This is a genomic window from Sinorhizobium sp. P24N7 (assembly GCF_042436655.1).
GTDB lineage: Bacteria > Pseudomonadota > Alphaproteobacteria > Rhizobiales > Rhizobiaceae > Sinorhizobium > Sinorhizobium meliloti_A.
Genome location: NZ_JBHMIW010000011.1, coordinates 190,248 through 207,484 on the forward strand (window position 1 = coordinate 190,248; position 17,237 = coordinate 207,484).

At 65.1% G+C, this 17,237-nt stretch carries 16 protein-coding genes and 1 pseudogene; 9 read left to right on the plus strand and 8 right to left on the minus strand.

Annotated elements, in window-relative coordinates; all coding sequences use genetic code 11:
• The first annotated feature begins 76 nt into the window (after positions 1–76).
• Positions 77–1,069, plus strand: a complete 993-nt coding sequence (locus ACFHWW_RS20540) for a zinc-binding dehydrogenase (RefSeq protein WP_379940487.1) — start codon at positions 77–79, stop codon at positions 1,067–1,069.
• Positions 1,062–2,087 (plus strand): Gfo/Idh/MocA family protein, encoded by a 1,026-nt coding sequence (locus tag ACFHWW_RS20545; protein WP_127708564.1) that lies wholly within the window; start codon positions 1,062–1,064, stop codon positions 2,085–2,087. Before ACFHWW_RS20540 ends, ACFHWW_RS20545 begins: the two co-directional genes overlap by 8 nt.
• Before the next feature lie 30 nt (positions 2,088–2,117).
• Here ACFHWW_RS20545 and ACFHWW_RS20550 read toward each other — a convergent pair whose 3' ends face one another.
• On the minus strand, positions 2,118–3,863 hold the full coding sequence (locus ACFHWW_RS20550) for a hypothetical protein (RefSeq protein WP_379940489.1): 1,746 nt from the start codon (positions 3,861–3,863) through the stop codon (positions 2,118–2,120).
• A 151-nt stretch (positions 3,864–4,014) separates the two neighbouring features.
• Between ACFHWW_RS20550 and ACFHWW_RS20555 the strand changes: the two genes are divergently transcribed.
• The 3 genes from ACFHWW_RS20555 (at position 4,015) to ACFHWW_RS20565 (ending at position 6,749) form a co-directional block, all read left to right on the plus strand.
• Entirely contained in the window at positions 4,015–5,118 is a 1,104-nt protein-coding gene (locus ACFHWW_RS20555) for an inositol-3-phosphate synthase (protein ID WP_275599685.1), read from the plus strand.
• Positions 5,115–5,714 carry a histidine phosphatase family protein gene (locus ACFHWW_RS20560; protein ID WP_379940492.1) on the plus strand — a complete coding sequence of 200 codons (600 nt, stop codon included), beginning with the start codon at positions 5,115–5,117 and terminating at the stop codon, positions 5,712–5,714. Before ACFHWW_RS20555 ends, ACFHWW_RS20560 begins: the two co-directional genes overlap by 4 nt.
• A gap of 72 nt (positions 5,715–5,786) precedes the next feature.
• Positions 5,787–6,749, plus strand: a complete 963-nt coding sequence (locus tag ACFHWW_RS20565) for a beta-xylosidase (RefSeq protein ID WP_275599687.1) — start codon at positions 5,787–5,789, stop codon at positions 6,747–6,749.
• On the opposite strand, the gene ACFHWW_RS20570 is transcribed toward ACFHWW_RS20565, so the two are convergent.
• The 5 genes from ACFHWW_RS20570 to ACFHWW_RS20590 form a co-directional block, all read right to left on the minus strand.
• Complete coding sequence (locus tag ACFHWW_RS20570) at positions 6,662–8,086, minus strand: Coenzyme F420 hydrogenase/dehydrogenase, beta subunit C-terminal domain (RefSeq protein ID WP_275599688.1); 1,425 nt, start codon at positions 8,084–8,086, stop codon at positions 6,662–6,664. The two genes, ACFHWW_RS20565 and ACFHWW_RS20570, sit on opposite strands and share 88 nt — an antisense overlap.
• Complete coding sequence (locus ACFHWW_RS20575) at positions 8,073–9,137, minus strand: polysaccharide pyruvyl transferase family protein (protein ID WP_379940494.1); 1,065 nt, start codon at positions 9,135–9,137, stop codon at positions 8,073–8,075. Before ACFHWW_RS20575 ends, ACFHWW_RS20570 begins: the two co-directional genes overlap by 14 nt.
• Before the next feature lie 49 nt (positions 9,138–9,186).
• Entirely contained in the window at positions 9,187–9,462 is a 276-nt protein-coding gene (locus tag ACFHWW_RS20580; RefSeq protein WP_018098005.1) for a hypothetical protein, read from the minus strand.
• A gap of 73 nt (positions 9,463–9,535) precedes the next feature.
• The gene (locus tag ACFHWW_RS20585; RefSeq protein ID WP_338284078.1) at positions 9,536–10,087 is read right to left on the minus strand and encodes a DUF1003 domain-containing protein; all 552 of its coding nucleotides are present in this window, start codon (positions 10,085–10,087) and stop codon (positions 9,536–9,538) included.
• Between the two features lie 127 nt (positions 10,088–10,214).
• Positions 10,215–10,664, minus strand: a complete 450-nt coding sequence (locus tag ACFHWW_RS20590) for an SRPBCC family protein (RefSeq protein ID WP_003528608.1) — start codon at positions 10,662–10,664, stop codon at positions 10,215–10,217.
• Between the two features lie 187 nt (positions 10,665–10,851).
• Here ACFHWW_RS20590 and ACFHWW_RS20595 point away from each other — a divergent pair, with 187 nt between their 5' ends.
• The 3 genes from ACFHWW_RS20595 (at position 10,852) to ACFHWW_RS20605 (ending at position 13,805) form a co-directional block, all read left to right on the plus strand.
• A complete protein-coding gene (locus ACFHWW_RS20595) occupies positions 10,852–11,910 on the plus strand; it encodes an adenylate/guanylate cyclase domain-containing protein (protein WP_379940497.1) in 1,059 nt (352 codons plus the stop codon).
• Positions 11,911–12,014: 104 nt separating this feature from the next.
• Positions 12,015–12,725 (plus strand): GntR family transcriptional regulator, encoded by a 711-nt coding sequence (locus ACFHWW_RS20600; protein ID WP_379940499.1) that lies wholly within the window; start codon positions 12,015–12,017, stop codon positions 12,723–12,725.
• A gap of 117 nt (positions 12,726–12,842) precedes the next feature.
• Positions 12,843–13,805, plus strand: coding sequence for a dihydrodipicolinate synthase family protein (locus ACFHWW_RS20605; protein ID WP_100672508.1), 963 nt, complete (start codon positions 12,843–12,845; stop codon positions 13,803–13,805).
• A gap of 66 nt (positions 13,806–13,871) precedes the next feature.
• Here the strand turns inward: ACFHWW_RS20605 and ACFHWW_RS20610 are convergent.
• Both ACFHWW_RS20610 and ACFHWW_RS20615 read right to left on the minus strand, forming a co-directional pair.
• A pseudogene (locus ACFHWW_RS20610) lies at positions 13,872–14,246 on the minus strand (YkvA family protein); the annotation flags it as partial.
• A gap of 98 nt (positions 14,247–14,344) precedes the next feature.
• Positions 14,345–15,382 (minus strand): Ldh family oxidoreductase, encoded by a 1,038-nt coding sequence (locus ACFHWW_RS20615; protein ID WP_275599694.1) that lies wholly within the window; start codon positions 15,380–15,382, stop codon positions 14,345–14,347.
• A 242-nt stretch (positions 15,383–15,624) separates the two neighbouring features.
• Between ACFHWW_RS20615 and ACFHWW_RS20620 the strand changes: the two genes are divergently transcribed.
• Positions 15,625–17,142, plus strand: coding sequence for an aldehyde dehydrogenase (NADP(+)) (locus ACFHWW_RS20620; protein ID WP_379940502.1), 1,518 nt, complete (start codon positions 15,625–15,627; stop codon positions 17,140–17,142).
• Positions 17,143–17,237 lie beyond the last annotated feature (95 nt).

Below are 17,237 nucleotides of genomic sequence, written 5' to 3' on the forward strand. Positions count from 1 at the left end.
GCAGGGGCGGGTCCGGCGGACCTCGCGACACCCTTTTCGTGCTGCCGGACAGGTCGCCACGAGGGAAGGAGCTGACATGAACATCAGCATATCTCAGCGGACGGACACGATGTCCGCCGCTATCGTCACCGGGCCGGGCGCGGTGCGCATACAGACGTTGCCGTTGCCGCAACCGGGTCGCGGCCAGGTGCGGATAAGGCTCGAAGGCTGCGGCGTCTGCGCCTCAAATCTCGTTCCCTGGGCGGGTCCGGAATGGATGCAGTTTCCGACGGAACCCGGCGCGCTCGGACACGAGGGCTGGGGCATTGTCGACGCGGTCGGCGAGGGCGTGCAGGGTTTCGCGCCGGGCGATCGCGTGGCAGCACTTTCCTACCATGCCTATGCCACGCACGACATCGCCGATCAGAGCGCGATCGCCCCCTTGCCGGCGTCTCTTGCAGATCAGCCCTTTCCCGGCGAACCGCTCGGCTGTGCCTTCAACATCTTCAGGCGCAGCGCGATCAGTCCGGGAGAGACTGTGGCGATCGTCGGTATCGGCTTTCTCGGGATTCTTCTGACCGAGCTCGCAAGCGCTGCCGGCGCGCGGGTGATAGCGATATCGCGCAGGCCGTCTTCGCTCGCCGCGGCCAAGCAGGCCGGTGCGAGCGAAGTGATTCCCATGGACGATCACTGGCGGATCATCGAAGAGGTAAAGCAACTGACCGACGGGCGTTTCTGCGATTGCGTCATCGAGGCGGTCGGCAAGCAATGGCCGCTCGATCTTGCCGGCGAACTGACGAAGGAGCGCGGCAGGCTCGTCGTCGCAGGCTACCACCAGGACGGCCCCCGACAGGTGAACATGCAGCTCTGGAACTGGCGCGGCCTGGACGTGATCAATGCGCATGAACGCGATCCCGCCGTTTATATGCGCGGCATGAACGAGGCGATCGAAGCGACGGCAGCGGGTAGTTTTTCTCCCTCGCGGCTCTACACCCATCGGTTTCCGCTCGAAGAACTCGGCGCCGCGCTCGACATGACGCGCGACCGGCCGGAAGGTTTCATCAAAGCGCTGGTGATCTGCCATGAGTGACGCAATGCAGCTTTCAACGAGCCCGAAGGCCGTCATCCGCCCCCGCGTCGGCTTCCTCGGCGTCGGAAGAATCGGCTTCCACCGGATGAAGGCGGTGGTCGAAACCGGATCCGTCGAAACCGTCGCGATCTTCGATCCTTCGCCGGAAATGGCGGCGGCGGCCCGCGAGCTGACCCCCGAGGCCTCCGTCGTGAACTCGCTCGAGGCACTGCTCGACCAGGAGCTCGACGGCATCGTGATCGCCTCGCCGAGCGCGCTCCACGCCGCCCAATCGATCGTGGCACTGGAGCAGGGCGTGGCGGTTTTCTGCCAGAAACCGCTCGGCCGCACGCGCGACGAGACCGCGGCGGTGGTCGAAACCGCCCGGCATGTCGACAGGCTTTTGAGCGTCGATCTCTCCTATCGCTACACCGACGGCATGCGGCAGATTCGCGACCTGATCGCGTCGGGCGAACTCGGCACCGTGTTCGCCGTGGACCTCACCTTTCACAATGCCTACGGGCCGAGCAAGCCGTGGTTCTACGACAAGGCGCTTTCCGGCGGCGGCTGCGTCATAGATCTCGGCGTGCACCTGGTCGACCTCCTTCTCTGGGTCCTCGGGTTCCCGGACGTCGCCCGCGTGGAAAGCAGGCTCTTCGCCAAAGGTCTGCCCATCCGCCGCGACGGCGACGAGGTCGAGGATTACGCCGTCGCTACGGTCGAACTGGCGAACGGCGCTCTCGCCAGGATCGCATGCTCATGGCATTTGCAGGCCGGATGCGATGCGGTGATCAGCGCCGACTTCTATGGCACCGAAGGCGGCGCCAGCCTGAGAAACGTCAACGGATCGTATCTGGACTTCACGGCCGAACGGTATCGCGGCACGCAGCGCGAGGTGCTTGCGGTCCCCCCCGACGCCTGGGGCGGACGCGCCGCGGCCGGCTGGGCCGAGCGGCTCGCCGCAGGCGCGCGCTTCGATCCCGACAACGAGTATCTGGTCACAGTGGCGGATGTGCTGGACAGGATTTACGGGCGGTAGGGCGGCGTGCCGTCCGCTGCGGCTCCTATCCTAATCTTCGATCCGGCGCCGAAGGAACCTCGCATAGCGCGCGGCTGCGGACTCCAACCGGGGGACTTCATCGGGGGCGGCCACGGCCTTTGCCGACATCCACAGGCCCAGCTGGAAGGCGAGATAGGAGAGTTCGAAGAGCTCCAGCAGCCCGGCATCCGGAATGCGCGAGCAGCCTTCGGATACGGCCGCGCGCAGCGCCGCCCGCTCCTCGCCCGTGAGGTCGAATTCTATGCTCGCTCCCGCAATGTCCCAGCCGATGTCCTGACAGCCGACGAGGTCATGGGCGCTGCTGTGGTCGAACGCATCGGTCTTGAGAATGTGTCGCTCTCCTTCGACCAGCCATTCCCACCGGTGAAGCCGGTTGTCCGTATCGACCGGCACGATCGTCGAATTGTATCGTTCCGGATCGCCGAGGCGGCTCTTCAGCCGCGACGCTGCCGCTCTGCCCAATGCCTCTTCGGTGTTGATCACTGCCATCTCGCAAAGTTTGGCCATGGATGCCCCTTGCGCCGCGGGCGGCGGCAGGCTGTGCGCCCGGAAGGACAGATAGCGGCCGAGATGGGCGATGAAGGCCGGCTGGCGGAATTCCAGCGGCGCCATCGGCTTCGCCGAAACCCATTTCTGAACCAGAAAGCCATGGCATAATCCGGCGACCGGTGGCGTGAAGCCTGCCTCGGCAAGAAGACGCGCCTTGACGAGCTTGCGCTGCCCGGCTTCGCCGAGTCCCGCAAACTTGACGAGCCACGGACCGTCGGCGGTTTGCGCCAGGAATTTCCGGCGTTCGAACCTGCCGTCTGCGGGAGGCCAGCGATCGCCGGGAAGCATCTTGCGCCATAGGCCGGCTGAGACATCTTCGAGCGGCTTCTCGAGCGGGCCGACGAGATGGGCGACCCAATCGGCGAGGTGGCGCGCAGAATGCGACGGCTTGATCAGGAGATCGTCGACGTCGATGACATGGCGCGGCCTTTCCGCCCAGCGCTCGCGATGACGGCCGCAGGAATGCGGCCCAAGTCCTCCCTTGTGGCCGGGGAAGAAGTGAATGCGGTTGGCGCTGACGCCGTGATCCTCCAGCCAATCCGCGACGCATCCGAACGAGCTGCCGGAAAGGCCGGGTCCTTCGTCCACGATCGCGAAATCCGCCGCCCGGTCGCGCAGCAGCCGTTCCGCAAGTTGCGGCGCGACTGCAAGCCGCCTTCGGAACGGATCGCCGATCGGCCGCAGTGTGACCGGAGGCGCGGCACCGATGGAAGCCGCGACAAGTGCCGAGAGCGTGGTGCCGATGCTGCGCAGGCCGATCACCACCGTGTCGGCAGGAAGCCCGGAACCTGCCGCGGCCTCGAGATAGCTCTCCGGGTAAAGAGCATAGAAGGCATAGCCTTCCGGCTCGCGAATGCTGAGGGAGAGCGGTGCCTGGCTTTCCGCCAGCGACCTTGCGACACGGGCCGGCACGACCACCGGGCCGGCGAAGCCCTGGCGCCAGGACCGGGCGACGAGCCCGGCAAGGTCGAGGAGGAGGCACTCGCCGGTCTGGCGCGATGCGGAGATGTCGTCGGCTCCCATCCGCACCAGTTCCAGGTCGGCAAGCCCCTGCACCAGTTCCCCGGCCCTGAGCAGGATGGCGACGAGCTCGGTGTGGCGGGCGATGCCCGGCGGCTGGTGTTGGGCCCTATGCAGGCGCGAGGCGATCTCGGCGCATAGCGTGTCGGCGCGCTCCAGGCGCTTTGCGTCACCGTATACGAGCATGAAGTCTCGCTCACTTTCCTGTCCGCCCCTTCAACGCGCTGCGGCTGAATTCGATCCGCGATGCGCGAGAAACGGGAGAAAGAAGAAGGAACCAATCGGTTGCGCGCGGGTTTGGCAAGCATTGTAGATACTGCGCAGGAGTAGTGGTGAGATGCGATCGAACTCCATTCGGGTCGGGCTGGTCGGTGTCGGCAATTGCGCGTCCTCCCTCGTCCAAGGGCTGACATTCTATCGCGACGCGAAGGAGGACGAGCCGGTTCCGGGGCTGATGCATACCAGTCTCGGCGGATACCACGTCGGTGATATCGAGCTCTCAGCGGCTTTCGACGTCGCCGCTTCGAAGGTCGGGCGCGATGTCGCGGAGGCCATCTACGCCGCTCCCAACAACACGTTCCGCTTTGCGGAGGTTCCCGCCACCGGCGTGCTCGTCGAGCGCGGCAGAACGCTCGACGGCATCGGCCGCTATCTGCGCGAGGAGATCGAGGAATCCGATGCGCCCGCCGCCGACGTCGCGGAGGTCCTGCGGCGGACCGAGACGGACGTGCTCGTCTCCTATCTTCCGGTCGGTTCCGAAGTCGCCACGCGGTGGTATGCGGAGCAGGCGCTTGCCGCCGGCTGCGGTTTCGTCAACTGCATTCCCGTTTTCATCGCCTCGGACAAGTCGTGGCAGCGCAAGTTCGCCGAGCGCGGCCTGCCGCTCATCGGCGACGACATAAAGAGCCAGGTCGGCGCGACCATCGTGCACCGGTTGCTTGCCAACCTCTTTCGCGACCGGGGGGTGCGCATAGATCGGACCTACCAGCTCAATTTCGGCGGCAATACCGACTTTCTCAACATGCTCGAGCGGGAACGGCTCGAATCGAAGAAGATTTCCAAGACCCAATCGGTCGTCAGCCAGATGGATATTCCGCTCGCGGCCGGCGACATCCACGTGGGCCCGAGCGATCACGTCCCTTGGCTTGCCGACCGCAAGTTCGCCTATATTCGCGTCGAGGGCACGACATTCGGCAACGTTCCCCTCAACGTGGAACTGAAGCTCGAAGTCTGGGACTCGCCGAATTCCGCAGGAGTCGTCATCGATGCGGTTCGCTGCGCCAAACTCGCAATCGACCGCGGCATCGCCGGTCCGCTGATTGCCCCTTCGAGCTACTTCATGAAGTCGCCGCCGCAGCAGTTCACCGATGCCGAAGCGCGCAGACGCCTCGAGGAATTCATCGCCGGCGATACCGACGCACTCCTGGGGGCGGCCGAGTGACGACCACTTTCCTTCTGGTACGGCATGCCGCCCATGACAGGGTCGGCTGCTTTCTTGCCGGGCGGACCGGCGACGTGCCGCTCGGCACCGCGGGCCGCGAGCAGGCCCAGCGGCTCGCGGCGCGTCTGGGCGGCGAAGGCATAGGCTCGATCTATGCGAGCCCGCGCAAACGCACGCAGGAAACGGCCGCGGCGATCGCCGCGGCGTCGGAAGTTGCGGAAGTCGTGACCACGGAAGCGCTCGACGAGGTGGATTTCGGCGACTGGTCGGGCAAGACTTTCGACGTCCTCGATACGGACCCGCTCTGGCGGCGATGGAACGCGATGCGAAGCCTCGTGCGTGCCCCCGGCGGGGAGACGATGCTGGACGTGCAATGCCGGGCGGTGGGACTTGTGGCGGCACTTGCGCAGCGCCACGGCCAGGAGAAGATCGCTCTGGTCAGCCACGCGGACGTCATCAAAACCCTGGTCTGTCATGTCCTAGGCCTTTCCGCCGACGCCTGGCCGCGCTTCGAAATCGCGCCTGCCTCCGTCTCGGTGCTGGTGATGGGCGATTGGGGCGCGAAAGTCCTGACATTGAACGAAAACGTGTCGTAGCCGGCCGGCTGCGCCCGCCGGTGCCGCAAGTGCGGGGGGCCGGCCGGCGTTTCCGGCAATTCGGAGGTACTCATGATCGAAGCCGCCATGATCTGGAACGAGCCGAACAACAAGTCGCATTGGGATCCGGAGATCGATCCGGACTGGAGCCGCTTTGCCCATATGGCGAAGCTGGCCGCGGCTGCGATCCGGGAGGTCAATCCCGGGCTCACACGCGTGCTCGGCGGAATTTCGCCGATCGATCCGAACTTCCTCGCTCTGATGAAATCGGAGGGCGTGCTCGACCATGTCGACGCCGTCGCGGCGCATGGTTTCCCGCTCGACTGGAACCTTTGGCAGATCCATGAATGGCCGCAGAAGCTCGATGAACTGAAGAGCGTCACCGAACTGCCGGTCTGGGTAAGCGAGGTCGGCGTCTCCACCTTCGGCGCCGAGGAAGTGCAGCTTTGGGGACTGAAGCGAACCGCCGAACTCCTGAAGGGCCGGGCGGATCGGATTCAATGGTACAGCCTTTACGACCTGCCGCGGGCCTGGCCGGCGACGACGCGGCATCGGGAGGCCGAGGGTTCGTCCTACTACCGGCATTTCTACATGGGTCTTCTGCGCGAGGACGGAACGCCGAAACTGGCGTTCGAGGAGTTTGCCCGCCACACGCCGGAGATCGGGCTCGTACAATGGTTCCATTTCGAGGACCCGCGCCTCGACGATGCCGTCGCGTGGATGAAGCGCCTAGGCGTCACATATCTGCGCACCGGCCTCTCCTGGGCCGACCGCTTCCGGCCGAATGCGCTCGACTGGTTCGATCGCCAGATGGAGGCGCTCGAGGATTTCGACGTCACCGTCACCTACTGCTTCACGCCCGAGCACCGGGGGCTTGCTCCGCACCACACGAGCGCGCCCCTCGTACCGGAGGAGTTTGCCGAATTCTGTGCCGAAATGACGGCGCGCTATGCGCCCGCCCCGTCGTCCTTCGAGCCCTTGCGCCAAGGCGTCGCGATGGCATCGGCGAGCTTGCCGATCCAGCCGCGTGAATAGGTCACGCCCTGGTAGAGAGCGAGCATCGCCGCCGCCCAGCGGAGATAGGCGGCCGGCATGTTCAGGGTTCTGGCAAGCCAGAAGACACGGTGGCTGTTTGCGCTGATCGCGCTGCGCAGCCAGTAAATCAGCATCCGCCGTGCAGGCAAGCCCCTCCACTTCGGCGCAACGCGTTTCCTCGGTCGAATGCCGGAACGCGGCCAGGCCAGCCGGAAGGCCAGCCCCTCCCGTCTTTGCCTGAAACCGGCAGCCTGCGTCTCCACGACGAAGGCACTGTCGACCGCGCTCAGGTCGAGCCTTCCCGCGTCGATCGCCTCGGCCACGAGCGTCTGCAGCAGGGGCGAGCGAACGACGACCACATTCGTTCCGCGGCCGTCGGACGAATAGGGTTCGACCCAGGCGTCGCCGAAGGAGATGTCGGCCGTTTCTGCAACCACGTCATCGCAGAAATTGCAGGCGGAATTCTGGAAGAACCCGGCTCCCCAGTCGCCGTCGACCAGATGCCACCAATCCTTGCTTCTCGTGCTTCCGTCCCTGAGCCGCAGATGGGCCGTGTACCAGTTTGCCGGTCTTGCGGAATCCTTCAGGCGGTAGTCCACGCCCGCTACGGCGTTCATTTCCGTGGCCATCTGCCAGGCGAAACTTTCCACGAAGCGGGTGCTCTTCATGTGTCCGCAGAACAGGCCGAGGGTGAAGGCAAGGCGCTCCTCAAGCACCGGGTCGTTGAGGCAGAGGAGATGGATCGCCTTGATGAAACAGGGTATCCCGACGACTGCGTAGCGGCCGGGATGCCGCTTCATTTCGGCGATGACGCCGGAGAGCTCCACCGGATAATAGCGCGACTTGGCGCCCTTGCGCAGGTCATCCGCGGACCGCGAGACCTGATACCGGAACAGACGTTCGCCGGCGCCCGAACAGGGAACCACATGCGCAACCGCGTCGACCAGGTTCCTCTTGAGAAGCTCCGCGGCGGTCCAACTGGCCATGCCGCCGGAGCTGCCATCCGCTCGAAAGCTGCCCTCGCTGACATGGCCGACATAGGCTGCCTCGAAGCGGCCGATCCGCGGGTCGTAAAATCGCGCCGATCCGAAGCGTGCCTCGGCGATCTGGTCTTCGCTTCGGGCGTGGGGCGAAAAGGGGCACAGCTCGGCGAACCCGTCGGGGCGATGTGTAGCGGCCGGTTTGAGCTGGCCATAGCGGTCGAGACGCATCGCGGCGCTGCCGCCCGATTGCGCCATGCACGTGCCGCAACCGATGCAGAGCCCGGATTTCGCCATCTGCCCCGGCGAGAGCGAGGCGCTGGCCAAGGCGGGTGCGGGTCGCTCAGGCGAGGACATCTGTCAGATAGGTCCGTGATTGCCGGCGGAGTTCGGCGAGCCTTCTCGCGATAGCCCGGCTCGGGGATTGCGCGAGAAGTGTTTCGTAGTCGGCTTGCGGCGTCTCCTGCGATACCACGTGCCGTTCCGCGCCGGCGGTGCGCGCGAGATCGGCGATCTTGTTGGAACGATAGTCGGAAAGGACCGTGACGAATGGCTTGGCGTTGAGGAGGGAGAAGATGCAGCCGTGAAAGAAATTCGTCGCGACGGCCTCGGCACCCTCCATGCAGGCGGCGAACTCGTAGGGCCCGGCATCGAGCCACTGCTCGTCCGCCCATTCGTTGCGATAGCCTATGCTGACGAGAGGCAGCGAGCGCGTCGTCGCCCAATGGCGGATCGTGTGCTGAAACCACGACGGGAACGAATGTCCGTAGACGGCTATGTAGGGGCGTGAAGCCAGAGCGTTCGGGCCGAAGGAAATCGTCTCGGGGAACTGCAGGCACGGGTCGAGAACGAGCGTCGCCTCGCGTCCCACATCTTTTTCGATGATCGCCCTCGAATTGTCGTCGCGGACGGAAATTCCATCGAATTTGCGCAGCCTTTCAGCCCAGTATGGTTCGAGGCCATCGGCCGCGGGGTGGTTTCCGAACGTCGCCGCGTAGGAAACGGTTCTCTTGGCGGAGAGACCCTCCCCGTAGAAAAGCGAGCAACCGCCGTACCAGGGGTGCCGCAAGTTCCAAACCTCGTCGCTGCCCACGACGACGATGTCGCATTCTTCGGCGCCGGCCGGGTCGTCCAGTGCGAAGGGGGCACTCATCGGCACCGAAGCCAGGGCGCTCTGAAATTTTCTGATCTTGGAAGCGTAGAGCGGAATGTCGGCGCGCGGGGTCCTCTCCGGCAGAAGCGGCTGCATCGCGCAGCGCCACTCGGCCCGGGTGACGCGGGCGGAATGATGGTCGAGGACAATGGGGTCGGTGCCGAGCGAACGAAGGCCGTGGACAAGAGATCGCGCCTGCCAGAACGATCCATAATTGATGCAGCGGTGGAAGGTTAAAACGCCGAGTTTCGCCAACGGCCTCTATCTCCTGATCGTGGAAGCAGATCGCCGGGTTCAACCGGTTTCAATCGAAGATGGTTCCTTTCGCGCCCTCATATTCGCGCGCAAGCTCCTCGATCGCCGCCGATGCCTCCTCGAACGTCCAACCGGCCGCCTCGGCCCGATGGGCGAGCGCCAGCAGATCGTCGGTCAACTCCCCGCCCATCGCCGCCACGATGCTTTCCTGGGATGTCGCCGCCAGGTCCGAAACGGCCGGCCGCAGAGCGGCGATGCAGTCCATCCGGCGACCGGAATAGTCGGAAGCGCGTTGCGGACGGGAAATGGCTTGTGACTCCTCCATCTTGGACTCCTTTTGTTATCAGTCGTCAAATGACGGGCCCGGCCGATTGTTCCTGCGGCAAATGGGCGTGGTTCTAATCGCCCGACCGGACCTTCTGGTCCTCGAGCCGATTGAGGACCTCTTCCGGCGTGATCTCCTCGGTGAGTTCACGGATGTCCTCTTCACCGTCCACCTTCACGCCCAGCCGGCCGGCTATCTCACGAAGAAGCGCGAGCAGTTGCGTCGCCTCCTGCTCGGCAAGGAGCGAAATCTGCAGATTGAGGTCGGAGCGCTCGTCGTCCTTCTCGGCCATTCGGTTCTGGCTGATCAGAACGAAAGTGGAAATGAAGATCGCCTCCACCGAAGCAACCATGGCGAGAACGGCGAAGGTCGGGTCGAACACCGGTATGCCGGGGACCAGACCGAGGTTTAGAGCGATCCAGGCGCCGAACGCCAGGACGTGCAAGCCGACGAAAGTCATGGAGCCTGCGAAGTTCGTGATCGCCTGGGCGACCCTGTCGTGCGCCCTCCGCCCGCGTTCGTCTTCCTCGCGCCGCTTCAGAATGGCGTTTATGTTGCGCTCGAGCCTCGGCATGGTTCGAGCGGCGGACGATCTTTCCTCGGTACTGTTCCTTCTCGATCCCATTCGAACACTCGCGACACCTTGTGGGCCGCCTTGTTGCCGGCGGCTACGGCAAACACGTCAGGCACCGCAAAGTTCCGCGCGAGAAGGACGAGGCGGAAGCTCCCAGGTCAGCGGCCGGGGCCGAGGCTCACCCGGTACGGCCGTGCCACGGGTCAGGCCCCGGGTCGCGTCCCGCGGCAACTTCCGAAAGCCGATCGAGATAGTGGGCCCAACCTTCGGCATGACCGGCACATTGCTCGGCATTGGGCAGGCCCGAATGGGTCAGTCGCACCAGCGTTCCATCCGGCTGCTCGATCAGGTCGATCTCGACCAGGCTCGAGCCCGGCGGCACGACATCGCTGTCGTCCCAGCCGAAGCTGTAAGCCAGGCGGTGCACCGGCACCACCTCGCGGAAGGAGCCGCGGGCGAAGCGGGCCCCGGTAACATTGACGAGATAAAGCCCCTCGGGCTTCGGCTCGACATCAGCCTCCGTTCCCATCCAGCGCAGGATCTTCTCCGGGTCGGTGAGTAGGGCGAACACTGCCGCTGGCGGTGCCGAGACATGCGTTTCGCGGCGGACGACAAGAGCTTCTTGCATCGCACTCCCCTTCGGTTGCCGTCGAGCGCCGGCGAGAAAGAAGGCCGCGCGCCGGATCCGGACGGGAACGATCATATCCCGAGGGGAGCGCCCGCGCCACTGCCTGCGGAGCCGGGGCGATTTTCGGATCGGTGCCGCGAGGTCAGATCGGTTCACACATTTCCTGCAACTGCTCTATGATCAACGCATGGACCTGCCCGCACCCCTCGCATGGCTTCTGGATGAGGCCGGTACCTCGTCCGGCCCCGATCCCTTCCTGGCAGAGCTCGGAACCCGGCTCCGCGCAGACGGCCTTCCGCTGGCCGGGGGTGCCCTGACGCTGGCGGTGCCGCATCCGATCATCGCGCGGCGCACCTGGCTTTGGCGGGCGGAGGACGGCTCGGTCATCGAGGCGCTCGGCTTTGCCGAAGGGCCGGTCGACCACGCCGGTCGCGACTGGCTGGCGGGGTTCGGTCCGGTGCAGGAGGACGTGGTCGGCCAGACGGAAGAGAAGGTGGTGCTGGGCTGGGCCGGGACGAGGCAGTTCGATCCGGCCGAGGTCGCGCGGTTGCGCCAGGCCGCCCGCTTCGCGGCGGCGCCCTTGGCCGTCCTGGCGGAGCGGGCGACGCGCGCGGCGCTGCTCGAGGCCTATCTGGGCCGCCGCAGTGCTGCCCGTGTGCAGGCCGGGGCGCTGAGCCGCGGCACGGGAGAGAGCATCCGTGCGGCGCTGCTTTATGCCGACTTGCGCAACTTCACCGGCCTTTCCGAGGAACATGAGCCGGCCCGCGTGATCGCGGCGCTCAACGACTGGTTCGACCGGCTTGCCGGAGCGATACACGCCTTCGGCGGCGAGGTGCTCAAGTTCATCGGCGACGGGGTGCTGGCGATCTTCCCGGTCAACGCTTTTCCGGCGGAAGCCTGCGACCGGGCCCTGCGCGCGGTCGTTGCCGCCCGCGCGGGCATGGCGCATCTCGAGGCTCTGCGCCACGAGCAGGAACTGCCGCCGTTGCGCTTCGGCGCGGCGCTGCATCTTGGCGAGATACTGTGGGGCAATGTCGGATCGATCGACCGGCTGGACTTCACCGCCATCGGTCCGGCCGTCAATCTGGTGAGCCGGCTGGAGGGCCTGTGCCGGCCGCTCGGGCGATCCGTGCTGATTTCCGGCGCACTTGCCGCCGAGACGCGAACCCCGCTGGTGCCGCTGGGCGAACACGCGCTGCGCGGCATCGCGGCGCCCTGCGCCGTCTTTACCCTGCCGGAGACCTGAAAGATTATCGGTAAAACGGCCTGAAATCCGCGAAACCTGCGGGCAAGCCCGTTGATCCAATCGTCGCGGAGAAGTATTTCTTTTGTCGACAAGAAGGAGACCGCATGACCAACAAGGATACGGAAACCAATTCAGCTCCCGAACGCAAGCGCGGTTCCGGCGTGAAGATGGTCTATGACCTCTTGCGGGACGAAATCCTCGATCTGGTTCTGCCGCCGGGCTGTCCGATCGACGAGGTGCAGCTTGCCGAACGGTTCAAGATGTCGCGCACGCCGATCCGCGAAGCGCTGGTGCGGCTGGCGGGAGAGGGGCTGATCGCTACGCTGCCCAACAGATCGACGATGGTGTCGAATATCGATTTCCTGAACCTGCACACTTTCTTCGACGCGCTGGTGCTGATGTATCGCGTCACGACGCGCCTGGCGGCCGAACATCACCGCCCGGAGGATCTCGAGGTGATCCGCGCCCGTCAGGCGGAATTCGCCGCAGCGGTCCAGGCGCAGGATGCGCTGGCGATGATCGCCACCAATGCCGCCTTCCATTCGGCCATCGCCGAGGCAGGCCGCAATCCCTATTTCATCGGCCTGTTCAACCGGCTTCTCGACGAAGGCCGGCGGATCCTCCGGCTCTATTATCAGTCCTATGACGACCGGCTGCCGCAGCGCTTCGTCGACGAGCACGAGGACATGATCGCCGTTATCGCCGCACGTGATGTCGAGGCGGCCGATCGGCTGGCCCGCACACATGCCGAGCAGATCGTCCAGCAAATTCAAAAGCTTTTCGCCCGCAACGACCGACTTGAAATTGCCCTGTGAGCCGAGCACGATTTCTGTCGACAAATAAAATACAAATGGTATTTTCATATCGAAGCACAGGCAATCGCCGCGATGGCGTCCTGTCTCTGCCATCCGTCAGGCCAATAGGAGTTTGAAATGAAGGCCAAGATTTTTTCGGGCGTGATCCCCGCCCTGATGACCCCTTGCAGGGAAGACCGCTCGCCCGACTTCGATGCCCTCGTCCGCAAGGGCAAGGCGTTGATTGCCGACGGCATGTCGGCGGTCGTCTATTGCGGTTCGATGGGCGACTGGCCGCTTCTGACCGATGCGCAGCGCATGGAAGGCGTGGAGCGCCTGGTCAAGGCGGGCGTCCCCGTGATCGTCGGCACCGGTGCCGTCAACACCGCCTCCGCCGTCGCGCATGCGGCGCATGCCCAGAAGGTGGGAGCGCAGGGCCTGATGGTAATCCCGCGGGTGCTGTCGCGCGGTCCCTCGATCGTGGCGCAGAAGGCGCATTTCAAGGCGATCCTGGCTGCCGCCCCGGACCTGCCGTCCGTGATCTACAACAGCCCCTATTACGGGTTCGCCACTCGCGCCGACCTCTTCTTCGCGCTGCGCGCGGAGCATCCGAACCTCGTCGGCTTCAAGGAATTCGGCGGCAATGCCGATATGCGCTACGCGGCCGAGCACATCACCAGCCGTGACGACGGCGTCTCGCTGATGATCGGCGTCGATACGGCCGTCTTCCACGGCTTCGTGAACTGCGGCGCGACCGGTGCCATCACCGGTATCGGCAACGTGCTGCCGAAGGAAGTGATCCACCTCTGCAACCTGTCCCAGGCCGCTGCTGCCGGCGATGTCGATGCACGCCAGCGTGCACAGGAACTGGAGCAGGCGCTTGCCGTGCTTTCCTCCTTCGATGAAGGGCCGGACCTCGTCCTCTATTTCAAGCACATGATGGTGCTGAAGGGAGACAAGGAATACACGCTCCACTTCAACGAGACCGACGCGTTGACTGAAAGTCAGCGCGGCTATGTCGAGGCGCAGTTCAAGCTCTTCAACACCTGGTATGCCGAGTGGAGCAAGCTCCCGGGCGCCGTCGAAAAGTACAAGGCCTGATCGGGTCGGAGACGGAGGAGGCTCTCCATCGGGAGGGCCTCTTTCTTTTACCGCACGGCGGCAGGGGGGGCCGAGCGCCGCCCAAAAGAGCAGAACTGCCAGCAGAACCCATGTTGAAACGACTGCCACCAGCCCGGCCCGGCTCACCGGCTGCCCGGTGTGTTTCATTGCTGCGGCGCGCAGATCCGCAAGGACATCGACCGGGATGAGCTTCAGCACGACGATGATGCCGAGGGGAACGATGATCAGGTCGTCGAGATAGCCGAGGACCGGGATGAAATCGGGTATCAGGTCGATCGGCGACAATGCATAGGCCGCGACTGCGCCTGCCGCCAGCTTCGCGTACCAGGGCACGCGGCGGTCACGCGCCGCGAGCCACAGGACGACGACGTCTCGCTTGATGCCCCTTGCCCATCGGCGTACCCGTTCCAGCCACGTCATGTCTGAATTCCCCGAAATCCCTCCGGTGCCCGCATTCCTCCTGTGCCCGAATCCCTCCTATGCTTGCCACAGGAGGGTGGAAGAGTGCCCGCCGGGGATCACGCCACGGCGTCGAGTCCGAGCGCAAGCAGCCGGTCGAGCTGCTCGATCTCGGCCGCGCTCAGCGTGATGCCCTCGGCCTCAGACTTCGCTCGGGCGGCAAAGCGGCGCTGCGAAGGCAGGCGGGCGCCCTGGCCGACGATCGCTTCGAACAGCAGCTCGGCCCGGGCGAAGGGGTCGCCTGGACGGCCGGCGGCGAAAGCCTCCGGGGAGAAGGCGACGATGAGTTCGCCATGGAAGGGTGCGAGCGTCGTGGTGCCGAGATAGTCGAGCACTTCGGGGCTGGTCAGGTCGCCGATCATGATGCCCGCCAGCAGTTCGATCATCGTGCCGATGGCCGAGCCCTTGTGTCCGCCGAAGGGCAGCATGGCGCCCGCGAGCGCAGCCTCCGGGTCGGTCGTCGGATTGCCTTGCGCATCGATGGCCCAGCCTTCGGGCAGCGCTTTACCCGCCCTGCGGTGCAACTCGATCTCGCCCCGGGCCGCGACCGATGTCGCGAAGTCGAAGACGTAGGGCGGCTTGCCCGCGCGCGGCCAGCCGAAGGCGAAGGGGTTGGTGCCGAGCAACGGCTTGTTGCCGCCGGTCGGCGCGACCGTGGCATAGCTCGGGCACATGACGAGCCCGGCAAGCCCTTCTCCCGTGAGCGCCTCCGCTTCCGGCCACAGCGCCGAAAAATGCGTGCAGTCGTTGATGGCGAGTGCGGCGATGCCGTGCTTGCGGGCACGCTCGGCAAGCACCGGCAGACCGAGTTCGAAGGCGGGATTGGCGAAACCGCCCCTGGCATTCACCTTGACGATCGCCGAGGCTTCCTGCGCGACGATTTCCGGTTCGGCATCCGGCTTGACCTTGTCGGCCTTGACCGTGCGCAGCGCGCCCTCGATCCGGTAGATGCCGTGCGACTTGCAGGCATCGCGTTCGCCGGCGACGATCACCCGGGCGAGAGCGCCCGCCTGGACCACGTTAAGGCCGCCCTTGCGGAAGATCGCCTCGACGCGCTCCTGAAGCGCGGTGGTCGTCAGGGTGGTTGTCTCGCTCATGTCGTCTCTCTCATGCTAGGCCTGATTCAGGGGCAGGCGGTTGATGTTCTGCATACATAGAGTATACAAACCCCCGGCAAGTGCAATTCGTCTGTTCGCCGGAAGGTAACGGTTCCGCAACGGGCGAGGAGAGTGTATGCGAATTTCCGCCGGCAATCCCGTTTCGTTGCGGGAATCGACGCGTTTTATGATCTTGTGCCGAATCGACCAGGGTCATTGTGATCCAGAGAAAGGAAAGTCAGATGATTTTCACCCCCAAAGGAAAACACCTCGTCGCGGGCGAATGGCTCGATGGGGCAGGCACCTTCGCCTCGGCTCCGGCGCATGGCCCGGCGCATGATTTTGCCGTCGGCACCGTAGAGCTGGTGAACCGGGCCTGCGAGGCGGCCGAGGAAGCCTTCTGGACCTATGGCTATTCCTCGCGCAAGGAGCGCGCCGCCTTCCTGCGCGCCATCGCCGACGAGATCGAGGCCCGGGCGGAGGCGATTACCGAGATCGGCAGCCAGGAAACCGGCCTGCCCGAGGCGCGGCTCAACGGCGAACGCGGCCGCACGACCGGCCAACTCAGGCTCTTTGCCGATCATATCGAAAAGGGTGATTATCTCGACCGGCGCGTCGATGCGGCGCTGCCCGATCGTCAGCCGGCGCCCCGTCAGGAGATACGACTGGTCCAGCGCCCCGTCGGTCCGGTCGCCGTCTTCGGCGCCTCGAATTTCCCGCTCGCCTTTTCGACCGCCGGCGGCGATACGGCCGCGGCGCTCGCGGCGGGCTGCCCCGTAGTGGTAAAGGGCCATTCGGCGCATCCCGGCACCGGCGAGATCGTCGCCGAGGCCGTCGACGCAGCGATCCGCAAGACGGGTGTTCATCCCGGCGTATTCTCGCTGATCCAGGGCGGTAGCCGCGACGTTGGTCATGCGCTGGTGCAGCATCCCAACATCAAAGCCGTCGGCTTCACCGGTTCGCTTGCCGGCGGACGTGCCCTGTTCGATCTTTGCGCAGCACGCCCCGAACCGATCCCGTTCTTCGGCGAGCTCGGCTCGGTCAACCCGATGTTCCTGCTGCCGGAAGCGTTGAAGGCACGGGCGGAAACGCTGGGGCAGGGATGGGCCGGTTCGCTCACCATGGGCGCCGGGCAGTTCTGCACCAATCCCGGCATCGCCGTCGTCACCGAAGGTGCGGATGCCGACCGCTTCACCACCGCCGCCGTCGAGGCGCTTGCCAAGGTGGCACCGCAAACCATGCTGACGGACGGTATCGCCAAGGCCTATCGCGACGGTCAGGCGCGCTTTGCGACGCGCAACGCCGTGAAACCGCTGCTTGCGACCGAATCATCCGGCCGTGACGCATCGCCCAATCTCTTCGAAACGACGGGCGCGCAATTCCTGGCCGACCATGCGCTCGGCGAAGAGGTATTCGGCCCGCTTGGTCTCGTGGTTCGGGTGGGATCGGCGGCCGAAATGGAAGAGCTCGCGCGCGGCTTCCAGGGCCAGCTGACCGCAACCATCCATATGGATGCGGGCGACCTGGAGACGGCGCGCCGTCTGCGTCCGGTGCTCGAGCGCAAGGCGGGCCGGGTGCTGGTCAACGGCTTCCCGACCGGGGTTGAAGTCGTCGATTCGATGGTGCATGGCGGCCCCTATCCGGCCTCGACCAATTTCGGCGCAACCAGCGTCGGGACCATGTCGATTCGACGTTTCCTGCGTCCCGTGGCTTACCAGAACATGCCGGAAGACCTGCTGCCCGAGGACTTCCTCGGCTGATCCAGCCCGTCGACCGCGCAATGAAAGGGGCTTTTCCACAAGGGAAAGCCCCTTTTCATTGCGAAAAGGCGTCCTGTTATATACTTTTTGTATAC